General features: G+C 48.9%; 13 protein-coding genes. 12 read left to right on the plus strand and 1 reads right to left on the minus strand.

Annotated features, from left to right (window positions below; genetic code table 11):
• Nucleotides 1-59: 59 nt before the first annotated feature.
• The 11 genes from ADS79_RS05145 (at nt 60) to ADS79_RS05195 (ending at nt 14597) form a co-directional block, all read left to right on the plus strand.
• The gene (locus ADS79_RS05145; protein ID WP_049737346.1) at nt 60-3488 is read left to right on the plus strand and encodes a DNA polymerase III subunit alpha; all 3429 of its coding nucleotides are present in this window, start codon (nt 60-62) and stop codon (nt 3486-3488) included.
• A gap of 179 nt (nt 3489-3667) precedes the next feature.
• Nucleotides 3668-4912, plus strand: a complete 1245-nt coding sequence (gene ystJ, locus ADS79_RS05150) for an NADP-dependent malic enzyme (RefSeq protein ID WP_049737347.1) — start codon at nt 3668-3670, stop codon at nt 4910-4912.
• 100 nt (nt 4913-5012) lie between these two features.
• Nucleotides 5013-5684, plus strand: a complete 672-nt coding sequence (locus tag ADS79_RS05155) for a FadR/GntR family transcriptional regulator (RefSeq protein ID WP_049738144.1) — start codon at nt 5013-5015, stop codon at nt 5682-5684.
• A gap of 81 nt (nt 5685-5765) precedes the next feature.
• Entirely contained in the window at nt 5766-5948 is a 183-nt protein-coding gene (locus tag ADS79_RS05160) for a hypothetical protein (protein WP_049737348.1), read from the plus strand.
• Between the two features lie 20 nt (nt 5949-5968).
• The gene (gene accD / locus ADS79_RS05165; protein WP_049737349.1) at nt 5969-6913 is read left to right on the plus strand and encodes an acetyl-CoA carboxylase, carboxyltransferase subunit beta; all 945 of its coding nucleotides are present in this window, start codon (nt 5969-5971) and stop codon (nt 6911-6913) included.
• A complete protein-coding gene (locus ADS79_RS05170; RefSeq protein ID WP_049737350.1) occupies nt 6880-7836 on the plus strand; it encodes an acetyl-CoA carboxylase carboxyltransferase subunit alpha in 957 nt (318 codons plus the stop codon). Before accD ends, ADS79_RS05170 begins: the two co-directional genes overlap by 34 nt.
• A 221-nt stretch (nt 7837-8057) precedes the next feature.
• Complete coding sequence (gene pfkA / locus ADS79_RS05175; RefSeq protein WP_049737351.1) at nt 8058-9017, plus strand: 6-phosphofructokinase; 960 nt, start codon at nt 8058-8060, stop codon at nt 9015-9017.
• 93 nt (nt 9018-9110) lie between these two features.
• The gene (gene pyk / locus ADS79_RS05180) at nt 9111-10865 is read left to right on the plus strand and encodes a pyruvate kinase (RefSeq protein WP_049737352.1); all 1755 of its coding nucleotides are present in this window, start codon (nt 9111-9113) and stop codon (nt 10863-10865) included.
• Between the two features lie 511 nt (nt 10866-11376).
• Nucleotides 11377-13638, plus strand: a complete 2262-nt coding sequence (nrdJ, locus tag ADS79_RS05185; RefSeq protein ID WP_049737353.1) for a ribonucleoside-triphosphate reductase, adenosylcobalamin-dependent — start codon at nt 11377-11379, stop codon at nt 13636-13638.
• Nucleotides 13639-13768: 130 nt separating this feature from the next.
• Entirely contained in the window at nt 13769-14200 is a 432-nt protein-coding gene (locus ADS79_RS05190; protein WP_049737354.1) for an acyl-CoA thioesterase, read from the plus strand.
• Nucleotide 14201: 1 nt separating this feature from the next.
• Nucleotides 14202-14597 carry an FxsA family protein gene (locus tag ADS79_RS05195; protein ID WP_049737355.1) on the plus strand — a complete coding sequence of 132 codons (396 nt, stop codon included), beginning with the start codon at nt 14202-14204 and terminating at the stop codon, nt 14595-14597.
• Nucleotides 14598-14715: 118 nt separating this feature from the next.
• Here the strand turns inward: ADS79_RS05195 and ytvI are convergent, their stop codons facing one another.
• The gene (gene ytvI / locus ADS79_RS05200; RefSeq protein WP_049737356.1) at nt 14716-15852 is read right to left on the minus strand and encodes a sporulation integral membrane protein YtvI; all 1137 of its coding nucleotides are present in this window, start codon (nt 15850-15852) and stop codon (nt 14716-14718) included.
• Between the two features lie 396 nt (nt 15853-16248).
• Between ytvI and citZ the strand changes: the two genes are divergently transcribed.
• The gene (gene citZ, locus ADS79_RS05205) at nt 16249-17361 is read left to right on the plus strand and encodes a citrate synthase (protein WP_049737357.1); all 1113 of its coding nucleotides are present in this window, start codon (nt 16249-16251) and stop codon (nt 17359-17361) included.
• Nucleotides 17362-17390: the final 29 nt, after the last annotated feature.

The raw sequence follows: 17390 nt of genomic DNA on the forward strand, positions 1-17390 counted from the left end.
TTATAAATTCTTATCTGTACAAAAAACGATTCGGAATGCTAACAGAGAGGAAGAACATCATGACCTCCTTTGTTCATTTGCATGTTCATACAGAATATAGCTTGCTTGATGGGGCAGCTCGCATCGATGCATTGGTCGAAAGAGCGGCTACGCTCGGCATGCAGGCGCTCGCGATCACCGATCATGCCAATTTGTACGGCGCTGTGCCGTTTTATAAAGCTTGTCTGGAAAAAGGAATCAAACCGATTATCGGGATGGAGCTGTACCTGATCGAAGGCAATCTGCAGGATCGTGTTCGCAACGCCCCTGCCCCGAGCCATCTGGTCGTACTTGCTGAAAACGAGCAAGGCTACAAAAATTTGTTGAAGCTGGCGACGATTGCCAATACAGATGGAAACTATATCATCCCGCGTATGAATAAAGAGGTGCTCGCTCGACATAGCACAGGGCTGATTGCTCTTAGTGCTTGTCGCGAAGGGGAAGTGTCACGACTCTTACTGGCTGGTGAAGCAGAGGAAGCCAAAGAAAAAGCTTTGTGGTATCGTTCCACATTTGGACCCGAGCACTTTTATCTGGAGCTGCAGGATCACGGGCTGGAGATTGAGCGCAGACTGAATACGCGACTGGTCAAGCTCAGTCAGGAGACAGGCATCCCGCTCGTAGTCACGAACAACGTCCACTATCTTTTCCAGGAGGAGCATCAGCAGCACGACATTTTGCTTGCAATCGGAGAAGGCAAAACCGTCGATGAGGAAAAACGGTTCCGCTATGAAACGGATCAATATTTTTTGAAGACCGCTGAAGAAATGGCTACGGCATTTGCCTATGTCCCAGAAGCTCTTGAAAACACCGTCGCAATTGCGGAGCGGTGTCAGCTGGAGCTGTCGCTTGGGGCTCACATTTTGCCGGAATTTCCCTTGGCTGCTGGACAAGATTCGACGACCTTTTTGCGTGAGCTTTGTGAAAAAGGCTGCATTGAGCGTTACGGTGAAATTACCCCATTTTTGCAGCAACGACTCGATCATGAGCTGTCGATCATCACAGGAACCGGCTTTACGGATTATTTTTTGATTGTTTGGGACTTTATGCGATATGCCCATGAGCATGGTATTCCGACAGGCCCTGGAAGAGGCTCGGCAGCAGGCAGTCTGGTTGCGTACGTCCTGCGAATCACCAATGTCGATCCATTGCGCTATCACTTGCTTTTTGAACGGTTTCTCAATCCGGAGCGTGTTACGATGCCCGATATTGATATCGATTTTTCCGTGGAGCGTCGTGATGAAGTGATTCAATACGTAGCGAGAAAGTACGGACATGACCGCGTAGCGCAAATCATCACATTCGGAACGATGGCAGCACGGGCAGCCGTGCGTGACGTAGGACGCGCTTTGGGATTATCTTTGGCACTGATTGACCGTGTGGCGAAAATGATTCCGCAATCCCCAGGCATGACGATCGATCGGGCAATGCAGCTAAATCCTGATATCGGCAAGCTGTGCGCGGAAAACCAGCAGGCAGCAAAGCTGATCGAAACCGCCAAAGGAGTAGAGGGTTTGCCGCGGCACGCGTCTACACATGCAGCCGGGGTGGTCATCTCCCGTGAACCGCTGACACAATACGTACCTTTGCAGACAGGAAATGAAGGTCTCGCTCTTACCCAATATCCGATGGAGATTTTGGAAGAAGTGGGCCTGTTGAAAATGGATTTTCTCGGCTTGCGCAACTTGACGATTATTCAGGAGACCCTGCGTCATCTCAGCGAACAAGGAACGCCGTTGGATCTGGAAAGCATGCCGACGGATGACGCGCGTACGTTTCAAATGCTCACGCGCGGCGAGACGACGGGTGTGTTTCAGCTGGAATCCGCAGGCATGCGCAATGTCCTGCGTGATCTGAAGCCTACGACGCTGGACGATATTATCGCGGTGCTGGCCTTATACCGTCCGGGACCGATGGAGATCATTCCACAATACATCGCAGCGAAGCACGGACAGAGCAAGGTGCAATACGCGCATCCGATTCTCGAGCCGATTTTGAAGGATACGCATGGCTTCATGATTTATCAGGAGCAGATCATGCAGATATCCTCTACTCTTGCCGGGTTTAGTCTGGGAGAAGCAGATATTTTGCGACGCGCAGTCGGGAAAAAGAAAAGAGAGCTGCTCGCCGAACAGCGGGAAAAGTTCGTAGCAGGCTGTGTTCGTCAGGGCCATGACGAACAGCTGGGCAATCAGGTGTACGATCTTATCGTGCGCTTTGCCGATTACGGCTTTAACAAGGCCCATTCTGTCGCCTATGCAATGATTGCCTATCAGATGGCGTATTTAAAAGCAAATCATCCGCTCGCATTTATGGCGGCTCTGCTTTCCTTGTCGATTGGCAGCCAGACCCGGATTGCCGAGTATACAGAGGAAGCTCGCCGCTTGCGTCTTCCTGTGCTGGGGCCTGATGTGAACAAGAGCAGTGCGATGTTTACGGTGGAGCAAAACGCCATCCGTTTTGGTCTTGCCGCCGTGAAAAACGTAGGCTACAGCGCGATTGACTCCATCACGGGCGAGCGCGCAAAAAGACCGTACCGCGATGTGTTTGATTTTTGCGCTCGGGTGGATGCGCGCTTGGTGAACAGACGTGTCGTCGAATCACTGACGCTTTGTGGCGCACTGGATAGCTTACCTGGCCACCGCAGTCAGCTGCTCCTGCTTTTGGATGAAGCCGTAGGTAAAGCGAATAGCAAAAGAATCGAGCGAAACGCAAACCAGCTTGATTTGTTTGCGGGTGAAGAGGGAGCAGCTCCCGTTCGTGAACCAGCGGAATATCCGGAAGTACCACCACTTTCCCAGACCCAGCAGCTAAAAGAAGAGCGTGACCTGCTCGGCGTTTACATATCAGGTCACCCGCTCGATCAATTTGCCCATGTGGCGAACCGTCCCGAGGTGACTGCAATCTCTGCTTTGGGAGAGCTGCCGCGTGACAAAACGGTAAAGGTCTTCGGAATGGTGACGCATGAACGCAGAATCCAGACCAAAAAAGGCGATCCGATGGCTTTCATAACGATTGAGGATAAAACAGCACAGGTGGAAATCGTCGTATTCCCGCAGGTGTATGTGAAGTATGCAGCGGTATTGGGGCTAGAGCGAATGGTTATTGCAGAAGCGCGTATCGATCATCAGGATGACACGGTAAAACTTTTGTCCTCTCGTTTTTGGGATGCACAAGCATTGCCGCAGCCCACGGTAGAAAACGTTCTTTTTGTCAAAATAAGTCCGGCACAAGAACAGGATTCGACCCTGCAGCAGCTCAAACAGTTATTTGTCGAAAAAAAAGGAACGATTCCCGTTATCCTCTATTACGAGGGAAAAAGACAGACAATTCGCCTTCCGAGCGACATTTCGGTAGAGGTGGACGAGTCATTTTTGGAGCTAGCGCGAGAAATTGTGGGACATGACAGCGTAATTCAGAAAGAATTGCCCATAAATTGGGGAGGATGAGGAATGTCCTCCCTTTTTCGCCGTTTTCGGCAGGTTTACAGGATAATAGGTTTTGCTATATATTGAACTCATAACTTTAAAAGTGGTCAGACCACTTAGGCGGGTTCAATGTTTTTCGTGAGAATACATGGGCTCTCAAGCAATCATAGAACAGATAAACGTGAAATGGAGTGGTTATGATGTCCAATCTGAGAGAGGAAGCCCTCGCGCTTCATAGCAAACATCAGGGGAAACTGGAGGCAGTGACCAAGGTACCAGTTCGCAATGCTTACGATTTAAGTCTTGCCTATTCTCCAGGGGTTGCAGAGCCATGCAAGGAGATTTTTGATGACAAGTCTAAAGTTTACGATTATACGATGAAAGGTAATCTGGTAGCGGTAGTCAGCGATGGAACGGCTGTACTTGGCCTTGGCAACATCGGTCCGGAAGCGGCTATGCCGGTTATGGAAGGGAAAGCAGTTCTGTTTAAATCCTTTGCAGGCGTGGATGCATTCCCCATTTGCTTGAATACAACAGACGTAGATAAAATCGTGGAAACAGTGAAGCTTCTGGAGCCTACCTTTGGTGGCGTAAACCTGGAAGATATCGCTGCTCCAGCGTGCTTTGAAGTAGAAGAGCGCCTAAAGCGCGAAACCAATATTCCTATTTTCCACGATGACCAGCATGGTACTGCAATCGTAACAGCAGCGGGCCTGATCAACGCACTTCGCGTAGTTGACAAAAAGCTGGAAGACATTCGTGTGGTAGCAAATGGTGCAGGTGCTGCCGGTATCGCGATCATGAAACTTCTGCTCTCCATGGGCGTAAAAGAAGTGATCATGTGCGATACAAAAGGAATTGTGTACGAAGGTCGCGAATTTGGAATGAATCCAGTGAAGGAAGAAATGGCAAAGATCACAAACCGCAGCAAGCTGCAAGGTGATCTGGCAGATGCGATGAAAGGCGCAGATGTTTTCATCGGCGTATCCGTAGCTGGCGCTGTTACACAAGACATGGTTCGCTCCATGAATCGTGATCCGATCATTTTTGCAATGGCAAACCCTATTCCAGAAATCATGCCTGAGGAAGCAAAAGCTGCAGGAGCAGCTGTTGTAGGAACAGGTCGTTCCGATTTCCCGAACCAAGTAAACAATGTACTGGCTTTCCCAGGAATCTTCCGCGGAGCGCTTGATACACGTGCTACAGAAATTAACGAAGCGATGAAGCTCGCAGCTGTTTACGCAATTGCTGATCTGATTACACCAGAAGAGCTTTCCTCTGATAAAGTAATCCCTGCGCCATTCGATGCGCGCATAGCACCGAATGTAGCTGCTGCTGTTGCGAAAGCGGCAATGGATAGCGGTGTAGCTCGCATCACGATTGACCCAGAAGAAGTAAAGGCTAAAACAAACAGATTGGCTGCCATTTCCTATCAACAAGTATAGGATGAGCGTGTAGTCAGTACCCTCCGAAGGCGAAAAAGGCAAGTGTTCGTCCTTGGGGGGTGCTTCACTTCACACCAGGCAGTTCATGAGGAGGATCATGGTGCTCGACTCTACCCAAGATCGAAAGGTATACGAAGGCATTCTCCTGCAAATTCACGAGATTATTCAGGAGCAAAACTTGCGACCGGGTGATAAGCTTCCATCCGAGCGCGAATTGTCGGAGAAGCTGGGGGCGGGTCGTTCCTCCGTACGTGAAGCACTCCGGGCTCTCGAGCTACTCGGTCTGATCGAAACTCGACGCGGTGAAGGTACATTTCTCAAGCACTACCGGCATAATCGCTTGATTGATATTCTCGGCTTTTTCATTCTACGGGATGCCAAAACCAAGAAGGACTTGATCGAGATGCGCCGGATGCTGGAGCTGGACGCTGTCCGACTAGCCTGTAGACGGGCGACAGACAAGCATTTTGAGGAAATGGAACGCGTGCTCGCTATCGCTGAGGAACGGGTAGAACGAGGCGAGGTACCGGCAGAGGAAGACTACCAGTTTCACCGTGTCATTTGCCGCTCCAGCCGCAATTCGATCCTGCACCGCATTTGGACACCGTTGGTTGAGTACAGCAATAGTGTGAGGATCGAGTCGTTGTCTCGAGAAGGCAGAGCACGCACTGCACTGATGGAGCATCGGCAAATCATGGAGGCAATTCGTGAAGGAAATGTCAACGTGGCCGTTGAAAGAATGAGGCACCATCTGGAGAATAGCAAGCTCTGATTTCCCTATTTGCGAGTGGCGCTGGCGCTGTGATATGATGATGCAGACCTGTATTGGACGATGAATGGGGGAAGCTTCTGCATGTGGACTGTCATCTACATCGCTCCTAGCGCTAGAATCGCAGAACGGATACAGCAACGTTTGACAGATGAAGGATTTTTGGTCAAGGTTCGCGAAGCAAAGGTCTCCAAGCAATACGAGATTCTCGTGCCGGAGGGCGAGCTAAACGAAGTCCGGGATATACTCGGATCAATCCTTCACTGATGAGAAAGGTGGGTGTACCTGTGCTTAAAGATCTTTTTGGGAAAAAGCGTAAGTTTGCTACCGTCCCTTCAGAGACACTGGCACGCGTCCCTGCTTCCACTGATATAGCGAAGGAAGCGGGAATGAAAGAAAAGGAAGTCCCTGAGGGATTGATGAATAAATGCCCACATTGTGGGACGATTCACTACTCCAAGGACCTGGAGAAGAATCTGCGCGTCTGCAAAGGCTGCCAGTATCATTATGCCATGTCTGCTCCAGAGCGTTTGCAATCTCTTTTGGATGAAGGCACGCTGACAGAGGAGTTTGACACCAATTTAATTACAGCGAATCCGCTCGACTTCCCAGGATACCTGGAAAAAATAGAGCAGGACAAGGCTAAAACCGATTTGAACGAGGCAGTCATTACAGGAGAAGGAATCCTGGGTGGAAATCGAGTCGTTATCGGTGTGATGGACTCGCGTTTTCGCATGGCCAGCATGGGCTCTGTTGTCGGGGAAAAAATCACCCGTGCAATTGAGCAAGCGATCGACCGCCGACTGCCATTTATTCTGTTTTCTGCATCGGGCGGAGCACGTATGCAGGAAGGCATTCTGAGTCTGATGCAAATGGCGAAAACAAGCGCGGCATTGTCTCGTTTGGATCGGGAACGACTGTTGTTCATTTCGATCATGACCAATCCTACATACGGTGGCGTTTCGGCTAGTTTTTCTTCGCTCGGAGATTATAATATCGCAGAACCGGGAGCTATGATTGGCTTTGCCGGACGTCGCGTCATTGAGCAAACGATCCGCCAGGAGTTGCCAAAAGACTTCCAAACAGCCGAATTCTTGCTGAAAAACGGGCAACTGGACATGGTGGTACACCGTAAGGATATGCGGACAACGCTGTCCAAGCTGGTAGAGATGCACACGTCACGGGAAGGAGTGGAAGCATGGCAGGAGAGCTCCCCTTTGAAAAGCCATTAGTAGAGCTACAAGACAAGATTAAAGAATTGCGTCGTTTCACAGAGGAAAAAGGAATTGATTTCTCTGATGAAGTACAACGTCTGGAGCAAAAAGCGAAAGATCTGGCGCAGCAAATTTATGGTAACCTGACACCATGGCAGCGCGTGCAGCTGGCGCGTCATCCAGAACGACCAACAACACTGGACTATATACAACTTCTTTTTACTGATTTTATCGAAGTGCATGGAGATCGCCTGTTCGGTGATGACCACTCCATAGTAGGCGGAATTGCCAAGTTCGACGGACGTCCGGTTACTGTCGTTGGCCACCAAACGGGGAAAGACACCAAAGACAATATCAAGCGTAATTTTGGTATGGCTCACCCAGAGGGCTATCGGAAGGCTCTTCGCATTATGCAGCAGGCTGATAAATTCGGTCGGCCTATCATCTGCTTTATTAATACAAAAGGCGCTTATCCAGGAAAATCCGCTGAAGAGCGTGGCCAGAGTGAAGCGATTGCCCGTAATTTGCGGGAAATGGCTACCTTTCGCGTTCCGATTATTTGTATTGTGATTGGGGAAGGTGGCAGTGGCGGTGCGCTTGCGATTAGCGTAGGCAACCGTATCTTGATGTTGGAGAATTCCTGGTACTCTGTAATCGCCCCAGAAAGTGCGGCAGCGATCCTTTGGAGAGATGCTAGCCTTGGTATGCGTGCGGCAGAGTCGATGAAAATCACAGCTCCTGACTTGTTCGAGCTGGGAGTGATCGATGGAGTGATTCCAGAGCCTTTTGGCGGGGCACATCGCGATTTGATTACGCAGGCGAGCGCAGTCAAGACAGTGATTGCTGACCAACTAGAACAGCTCAGCCATTTGTCTCCTGATGAATTGATACAGGATCGTTACGAGAAATTTAAAAACATCGGAAAATACGCCACTCTGTAAAATCAGGGGGCGTTTTTTGGCTTTTTTCTGCAAGGAAAATCTGCTACAATCGTAGTCGAATGAAGGATTTATCTGATCTTTCAAAAAGTATGGCACATATCTGTAGTTGGTATAACAGATATAAGAAACGGAGTAATACAGCATGTTTTATAGTGAATATAGTACATACTGTTTCCGTTTCAAGAGATGCTAAAGACGATACGATTGGAGAGGTGGATTCCATGCAAAAGCTCGCAGTTTTGACCAGCGGTGGGGACTCTCCTGGGATGAATGCTGCTGTTCGGGCGGCAGTTCGTCGTGCCGCTTACCACGGGGTACAAATGTATGGCGTGTATCACGGCTACGAAGGTTTGATGAACGGAGATATCCAGGAAATGTCGCTGGGTTCCGTAGGGGATATTATTCAACGGGGCGGAACCATTCTGTATTCAGCCCGCAGCCAGGAATTCAGAACAGAGGCTGGACAGCAAAAAGCGGTAGAGCAGCTGCGCGAATTCGGCATCGAAGGCTTGATCGTCATTGGTGGAGATGGCTCCTTCCGAGGTGCTCAGAAGCTGACAGAAAAAGGCTTCCCGACGGTTGGCGTACCAGGAACAATCGACAATGATATTCCATGCACGGATTTTACCATTGGCTTTGATACCGCGTTGAATACGATTGTAGAAGCGATCGATAAAATTCGAGATACGGCAACTTCGCATGAGCGTACGTATATCATTGAAGTAATGGGACGAGATGCAGGCGATCTGGCGCTGTGGGCAGGTCTTGCTGCTGGTGCGGAATCAATTATCATCCCGGAAGAATCTCAGGATATGGATGATATTTTGGACCGTCTGCACGCAGGACAACGACGCGGGAAGAAGCATTCCATCATTATTGTTGCGGAAGGCTGCGGCAGTGCATCCTCCTATGCAGAGGCCATTACAAAAGCAACAGGCTGGGAGACGAGAGTGACCGTTCTCGGCCATATCCAACGCGGAGGTTCTCCTACCGCAATGGACCGCATGCTTGCCAGTCGCATGGGAGCAGCGGCAGTTGATCTTTTGCTGGAAGGCAAAAAGGATCGGATGGTAGGAATCAAAAACAACATCATCGTAGACGTTGATTTTAAGGAAGCATTGGCACAGAAGCATCAGCTCGATATGTCCATCTATCAGCTGGCTCGCACGCTTTCGATATAACGAGTCATTTTCCACGAAAAAAGTTCAACCTTGGCTGTGCCAAAAGAAATGGCGCAGCCGGGTTTTCTAAGAGTTCAGAGGAGGCATTATCCTATGTTGAGGAAAGCAAAAATCGTATGTACCATTGGTCCGGCTAGTGAATCCGTTGAAACACTGAAAAAGCTGATTCATGCGGGCATGGATGTGGCTCGGCTGAACTTTTCGCATGGCTCTCATGAAGAGCATGCTGCTCGTATTGTAAACATCCGCAAAGCATCAGAAGAGACAGGAAAGGCTGTTGCCATTCTACTGGATACAAAAGGCCCTGAGATTCGCACGGGGACATTGGCAGTTGACGCTGTCGAATTAGTAGAAGGAAATACGATTACGCTCACGACTGAGGAAATCGCAGGGACAGAAGAGCGTGTCTCCATTACGTATGATGAATTGCCACAGGATGTCAAAACCGGCGATACCATTTTGATTGATGATGGCCTGATTGGTTTGACTGTCCAGGAAGTACAGGGAAAAGACATCGTCTGCCTGATCAAAAACGGCGGAACGCTGAAAAGCAAAAAAGGTGTAAACGTCCCGGGTGTAAGCATCAACCTGCCTGGCATTACCGAGAAGGATGCACAGGATATTGAGTTTGGAATTGCACAAGACGTTGACTTCATCGCGGCTTCTTTTGTGAGAAAAGCGAGTGACATTTTGGAGATCCGTCAAATTCTGGAGCGCCACAAAGTTCATATTGATATCATTGCGAAAATCGAAAACCAAGAAGGCGTGGAAAACGTCGATGAAATTCTGGTCGTAACAGATGGAATCATGGTCGCACGCGGAGATTTGGGTGTGGAAATCCCGGCAGAGGAAGTTCCACTCGTTCAGAAAAAGCTGATTAAAAAATGTAACGAGCTGGCGAAGCCGGTCATTACGGCAACGCAAATGCTTGATTCCATGCAGCGCAACCCAAGACCGACACGTGCAGAAGCAAGTGACGTGGCAAACGCAATCTTTGACGGCACCGATGCAATTATGCTTTCTGGAGAAACGGCTGCAGGAAAGTATCCGGTAGAATCCGTCGAAACCATGCATCGTATTGCTGTTCGTGCCGAGCAAGAGCTGAACTATCGTGAGATTTTATACGCGCAAGCACAGCTTAAGCAAGTAACGATTACAGATGCGATCAGTCAGGCTGTTTCCAATGCAGCGCTCGACCTGGACGCTGCTGCGATCATTACGGCAACAGAAAGCGGACATACCGCGCGCATGGTTTCCAAATTCCGTCCAAAGGCGCCAATCGTGGCCGTTACACCACATGCATATGTCATTCGCCGTCTTTCGCTGGTCAACGGTGTTTACCCTGTCCTTGGTGTGCTGGCGAACACGACAGACGAGATGCTGGAAATGTCTGTTCAGGAAGCACTTGATGCTGGCTTCGTACGTCACGGTGACCTGGTTGTGATCACAGCGGGAGTGCCTGTTCGCGAAGTAGGCACAACTAATCTAATGAAGATCCATGTGATTGGCGATGTTGTAGCCAAAGGCCAGGGGATCGGCAGAAAGGTTGTTACAGGGAAAGTTGTGACTGCCCGTTCCGCAGAGGAAGCGCTGGCTAAGGCGGAGGAAGGCTGCATTTTGGTGACGATCGGAACAGACTCTGACATGATTGAGGCCTTTAAAAAGGCTGGAGCGGTCATTTGCGAGGAGGGGGGACTTACCTCTCATGCAGCGATCGTTGGCCTGAATGTGGGGGTTCCTGTCATTGTAGGCGTGACCTTTGCGACCGAATTGTTGAAGGACGGTCAGATCGTTACAGTCGATTCCGAGCGTGGACACATTTACTCTGGACATGCCAGAATTCTTTAGGTACAAAGATTCATTTTAACTGGGAAGTATATAGAAAGGGTGACAAAGAGTCACCCTTTTTTGGCGTGGGTTGAGAGGGGGTTCTATACAGTAGGGTCCCCCATTCATTTCCAGGAAAAGGTGGCTTTTAGGTGGTGCAATGCCCGTCGGAATCTGTTAAAATCGGTCGGTACGTTCCCAAACGGGTATCCTCTACTTTCGGGAACGGTGAAATTTTACTAGCAATAGATGGATGCAAGACTAACAGAACGTTCGACATTTCCCGTTAGGCAAGTATCGGGAAGAGAGGCGAATTGTGCCAGTTCCATGTGCCAATTTGTATGATTGATGGAAGACAATGCGAGTGGAAAAAGGCACCTAATGTTCGGGAATATATGTCAAGTGTTTTTTCTAAAATAACACTACATATTGTGTTGTCGAAATTTATTTCGCACAACATATAGGTAAAACTATTGAGTTTTTTAGATAAAGATAGTTAACTAGAGAGGAAAGATTTGAAGGAGGAACCGATATGCTGGCCACTGATACCGTTATCCGCACCCAATTTCTGCGGGATGAATTTTTAGACCAATACGCTGACTTCCCAGCGCATATGAGTCCGTTGGGACAGTTCGTTTACTACCGTACTTATTCTCGTTTTATTCCAGAAAAAGGTAGACGCGAGACGTGGAAAGAAACTTGCCGCCGCTCGGTGGATTACAATATTAAGCTGGCTTATCAACATCTGAACAAGATTGGTCTGCATGCAGACCTGCGCTTGATGGAGAAAGAGGCAGAGGGATTGTTTGACAACATGTTCAATCTCCGCCAATTTTTGTCCGGACGCACCCTGTGGGTGGGCGGCGCGGAAAATGGCGTAGCCGATTTGTATCCATTGGCGAATTTCAATTGCTCCTTTTTGAACATCAAATCTTGGGATGATTTGGGAGACTTGTTCTATCTCTTGCTCGTCGGTACAGGTGTTGGCTTCAAGTGCACCAAAGAAATGGCGGCAGGACTGGGACCAATCCGTACAAATGTATCCCTGTTGTCCTCCGAATACAAGCCGCTGCCAAAGCATCAGCGTCTTGAACGCTCTGAGCTGAATGTCCTGGAGAATGGCTTTGCCAAAATCTACGTGGGCGACAGTAAAGAAGGCTGGGTAGAGTCACTGCGTCTCTATCTGCAAATTTTGACGGACAAGGCTTACGAGCATATCCATACAGTGAAAATTTCCTACAACAGTGTCAGGCCAAAAGGCGAGCGTCTGCAGCGCTTTGGTGGAACAGCGAGTGGTCATGAACCGCTTCGCGAAATGTTTGAAGGTATCGATAAAGTATTGAAAAACGAGATTGACAAGCATTTGGCAAAGATTGAGAGCGACGAAAAAGGGTATGGCAAAATTCGTCCGGTACATATCCTCGACATTGGCAACCTGATCGGTGCAAACGTAGTAGTAGGCGGCGTGCGCCGGACTGCGGAAATCTTCTTGTTTGACCATGATGACTATGAGTGCATGCTGGCGAAATACGGAATTAATGGATTTTGGACAGAAGATCAGCTGGCCCATCACCGCCGAGTAGGAGAGCTTTTGGGTGAACACAAGCCAGTGTGGTTTGACGGTATTCAAAACGTGGGAGACAGTCGCGTTGGTCTGGACCATCGCCGCATGTCCAACAATTCGATTGCTTTTACAAAGCAGCCATCCAAAGAGTTCCTGAATCTCGTCTTTACTTTGATGCAGCTTGAAGGTGAGCCTGGATTTATTAATCTGGAGGAAGCGAATCGTCGCCGTCCGAATGCAGAGGGCTTGAATCCTTGTGCGGAGATTTTGCTTGATTCCTATGGGGTATGCAACCTGACTACGGTAAACCTCGTTGAATTCGTAAAATCAAACGCTGACGGCTCCAAGTATTTGGATCTCGATGGTTTACTGGAAGCTCAGCGCAAATCGGCTCGTGCAGGTCTGCGGATGACATTGGTTACCTTGGAACTGTCGCACTGGGATACCGTTCAACAGCGTGACAGACTGCTTGGCACGTCGCTGACAGGGGTAAAAGACGCACTTGCATCTCTTGGCTATACCGAAGAGCAAGAGCTGGAGCTGCTTCGTCAGCTGGGCAATGCAGCGCGTGATGAGGCAAACCGTTATGCATACGAGCTGCGTGTCAATTCACCGCTTCTCGTGACCACTGTAAAGCCGGAAGGTACGCTGTCACAGGTAGCTGGCGGGGTTTCCAGCGGACTGCACTGGTCCCACTCCCCACACTACATTCGCCGTATCCGCATCAATGCAGAAGATCCACTGGCGAAAGCAGTACAAGCACTTGGCTGGACAGTCAATCCAGAGGTAGGCACACCGGGTGACACCTACGAAGAGCGCATGGCGAATGCACGGACGCTGGTAATTGACTTCCCGGTAGCATCAGGGGCAGAGGAAACGAAAAACGAAGTAAGTGCAAAACGCCAATTCGATACGTATTTCCGTTTCCAAAAGGAATACACCGAGCATAACTCCTCCAACACGATTACCGTTCGCAAAGAAGAGTGGCAAGAGGTGGAAGATATCGTTTATGCAAACTGGGATAATTTCGTAGGGGTATCCTTCTTGCAGCTCGATGGAGGAAACTACCAGCTCGCACCGTACGAAGAATGCACGAAGGAGCAATACGAGGCTCTCAAACAAACGATGAAACCATTTGATCCGGCTATTTTGCAGCAATTCGAAACAGGTGGAGAAGCAGACCTGTCTACAGCTGAATCTTGTGAGGGTGGGGCTTGCCCGATTCGTTAATCAAGTAGCAGCATAATAGATATAGTAAAAACGGAGGGGACTGCAGGACAGTTCCACTCCGTTTTTTGCTTTTTAAAAGCATCGCTTGTCTATGGTACAATAAACATAGAATGAAAGGGGAGAATCGCGCTTGCGTCCAATCATATTTACTCATCGCGTGCGGGCTCGTTATCAAGAGACTGACCAGATGGGTGTCGTGTACCATGCGAATTACTTGAATTGGTTTGAAGTCGGACGGACTGAATTTATTCGCCATGCGGGCCTTACGTATAGAGAGCTGGAGGAAAAAGGTATTTTGCTTCCCGTGATGGATGCCAGAATTACTTACAAAAAGCCGGCAAAATATGATGATGAGGTAGATATCCGGACATGGGTGGGTCTCCTTAGTCCCGTTCGGCTGACGTTTTGCTATGAGATTATCCGGGTGGCTGATCAGGAGCTTTTGGTGACGGGAGAGACGATGCACGCGTTTACCAACAGTGACCTGAAGCCAATCAGACTGTCCCGTTCCGAGCCGATTGTGTATGAGTGGCTGGCTACCAAGAATAAAGGGGAGGAATAGCATGCTGCGTATCCTCGTTGTCCTTTTCGTTGTCGTTTTTGGAATAGAGCTGTGGGGTTTGATCGCAGTAGGTTCATTGATTGGCGGCTGGAATACGGTTTTCCTGGTCATTTTGACAGGGCTGTTTGGGGCATGGATGGCGAAGCAGCAGGGCATTCAGGTGTTTCGGATGGTGCAGTTTCAGCTGGCCCGCGGTCAAATGCCTACCGAAACCTTGATTGATGGGGTTTTAGTCTTGATCGGTGGACTTCTTTTGCTGCTCCCGGGCTTTATTTCAGATGTGATCGGCTTGATTTTCTTGATTCCGTATACACGCATGATTTTGCGCCATTTGTTAAAACGCTGGCTGTGGTCGCTCATTTCATCCGGCCGGATACAGCTTTTCTTCCGTAGATAAGGAAAAGAACCGCTCTGGTAGACCGAAATTCTGGTCTTCAGAACGGTTCTTTTTTTCTATCCGAGCGAGCCGTAGAGGCTTCCATGAAAAGGGCTGCAATGTCATGGCTGCAGGCTTCTTACTGCGTCTGCTGCTTTCCTCTTATGTAGTTCCACACATCAGTGAAGACGTCAGCTTTTACTAAAGCATTGATTAATACAAGTGAAACCGGACCGATGATCAGACCCAGGAAACCGAACAATTGAAGTCCGACAAACAGAGCGACTAACGTCAGGAGCGGGTCCAGACCAACACTTTCTGCAACGACCTTGGGTTCGATGATCTGACGGAAAATCAATACGACCGCGTACAGGATGGACAAGCCGATCACCATGCTGTAGTTGCCTTTAAAAAAGAGGTAGACAATCCACGGAACAAATACAGTACCTGTGCCCAGATAGGGGAGTAAATCAACCAGTCCGGTGAGCAGTCCGATCGTGATGGCATACTCGACGCGCATGATCAAAAGACCGATGATCACGATGGCGGCAGTCAGGGAAATAAGCGTCAGCTGCGCTTTAATAAACCCGACCAGGGCACCGCGCAGATCGCGAAAGATTTGATCCAGACGATTGTTTACGCCGTTCGGTAAAAGTCTGCGAAAACGTGCTTCCCACAAGTAGAAGTCCTTGGAGATAAAGAAGGCACCCATCAACGAGATCACGGATACCGTAGCCAGATTTGGCAACGAGACTAGCAGATTTTTCAATCCATTAAGAAACTTGACAACCAGGTCCTGGCCAGCGTGTGTGATTGTTGTAATGCCGCTTCCGATCGTACTGTCGACCTTTAGCTTAAAGTCGGGATCAAGCTGCGTGTACATCCACTGAATCTGATTGTAGATACCCATCAAAAATTCTTGGGAGATTGTGCGCTGCAAGTATTCAGACAGCTCAGAGGCAAATCCGGGAAGCCGTTTTGCCAGCTCGCCAATCTCGACGACAGTTTCTGTTACAGCCAGTGTGACGACTCCGATAGCCAAAAGCATCAGAAGCAAAAGGGCGATGGTAACAGACAGCCAGCGAGGAATTTTGAACTTTTTGGTAATGAAGGTAACGGGTCTGTTGATGATGAGCGCGATGACTAAAGCAATTAGAAATGGGTACAGTAAGGGTGTTGCGAACTGGAAAAGCCAAATTCCTACATATACTACCAAACAAACCCATAGCAAACGGATGATTTGAAACAGGCGCTCCACCCAATTTTCCTGATTCAAAAGTGTCTCCTTTCTGCCGCAAGCAAGCGGACAAAAGCTGTTGGTACTATTATGCAATATGCTGGATAGGCAGAGCAAGCTAACGAAAAAACAAAACCGGGTTTCACCCTTTGAAACATTTTTTCGCCAATCTTATTCACAAAATGGCAATAATCTTTTATAATTGGGTCGACTTAAAGTGGATTCTTTTCTCTCGCCTCTCCCCATCGCATGATCGAGGATGCATGAATGGTTATGCGTGGATTTGCGTGGATACATTCCCTGACAAGAGTGGTGGATGAAAGAAACCGCTGCTTATAATTTCATATAGCTTTAGATTAGGGAGCTTATCCATCAACATGACTAGCACAGACTGGATAAGCATTACTACTTGAGTGGAAAAGGAGAGGGAGTTCTATGACAGCTACTCGTGGACTAGAAGGCGTGGTTGCAGCTCAATCATCTATCTGTTCTATCGTCGATGGTGTTCTTTGCTATGGCGGGATCAACGTCGATGAACTCGCAGAACATGCAACTTTTGAAGAGGTTGTATACTTACTCTGGCATGGAGCGTTACCGAAGCGTGATCAGCTGGACGCTTTGAAAAAACAATTGGGTGAACAAGCAGTAGTGGCAAAAGAAGTACTGGATGGCATCCGTCACTATCCGCAAGGCGTACATCCAATGGCAGCGTTGCGCACAGCTGTCTCTTCGCTAGCGCTCTACGACACAGAAGCGCAAGAAATGACACCTGAAGCCAACTATCGGAAATCAATCCGCTTGATGGCACAAACTCCTACCCTGATCGCAGCGTATGCTCGTATGCGTAAAGGTTTGGAACCAGTTGCTCCACGCGCTGATTTCACAATCGCACAAAACTTCCTCTACATGCTGACAGGCGAAGAGCCTACTGAAACGGCTGTTAAAGCGTTTGACGTTGCTTTGATCCTGCATGCTGACCATGAGTTCAACGCATCTACCTTTGCTGCTCGCGTAACCGTTGCTACATTGACCGATATTTATTCCGGTGTTGTATCTGCTATCGGCACACTCAAAGGTCCTCTGCATGGAGGAGCGAATGAAGCAGTAGCAAAAATGCTGACTGAAATCGGCGGTCTGGACAATGTGGAATCTTATGTAAGAGGCAAGCTGGACAACAAGGATAAAATCATGGGCTTCGGACACCGCGTCTACAAAGATGGCGATCCGCGTGCAAAATGGTTGAAACAAATGTCCAAAGCATTGACTGCTCAAGTAGGTCATCCTGAGCTGTACGATATGTCTGTAAAAATCGATGACATGGTAACTGGCGAAAAAGGTCTGAAGCCAAACGTTGATTTCTACTCCGCATCCGTATATATTTCTCTGGGTCTGGAAACGGATCTGTTCACACCGATTTTTGCAATCAGCCGTATGTCCGGTTGGACGGCTCACATCATGGAACAGTATGAAAATAACCGTCTGATCCGTCCTCGTGCGGATTACACTGGTCCGGTGGGTCAGCACTACGTGCCAATCGACCGCCGCTAAAACTTGCTATTTTCGAGTGTGGAGGGCAG

Source organism: Brevibacillus reuszeri (assembly GCF_001187725.1).
GTDB classification, from domain to species: Bacteria; Bacillota; Bacilli; order Brevibacillales; family Brevibacillaceae; genus Brevibacillus; species Brevibacillus reuszeri.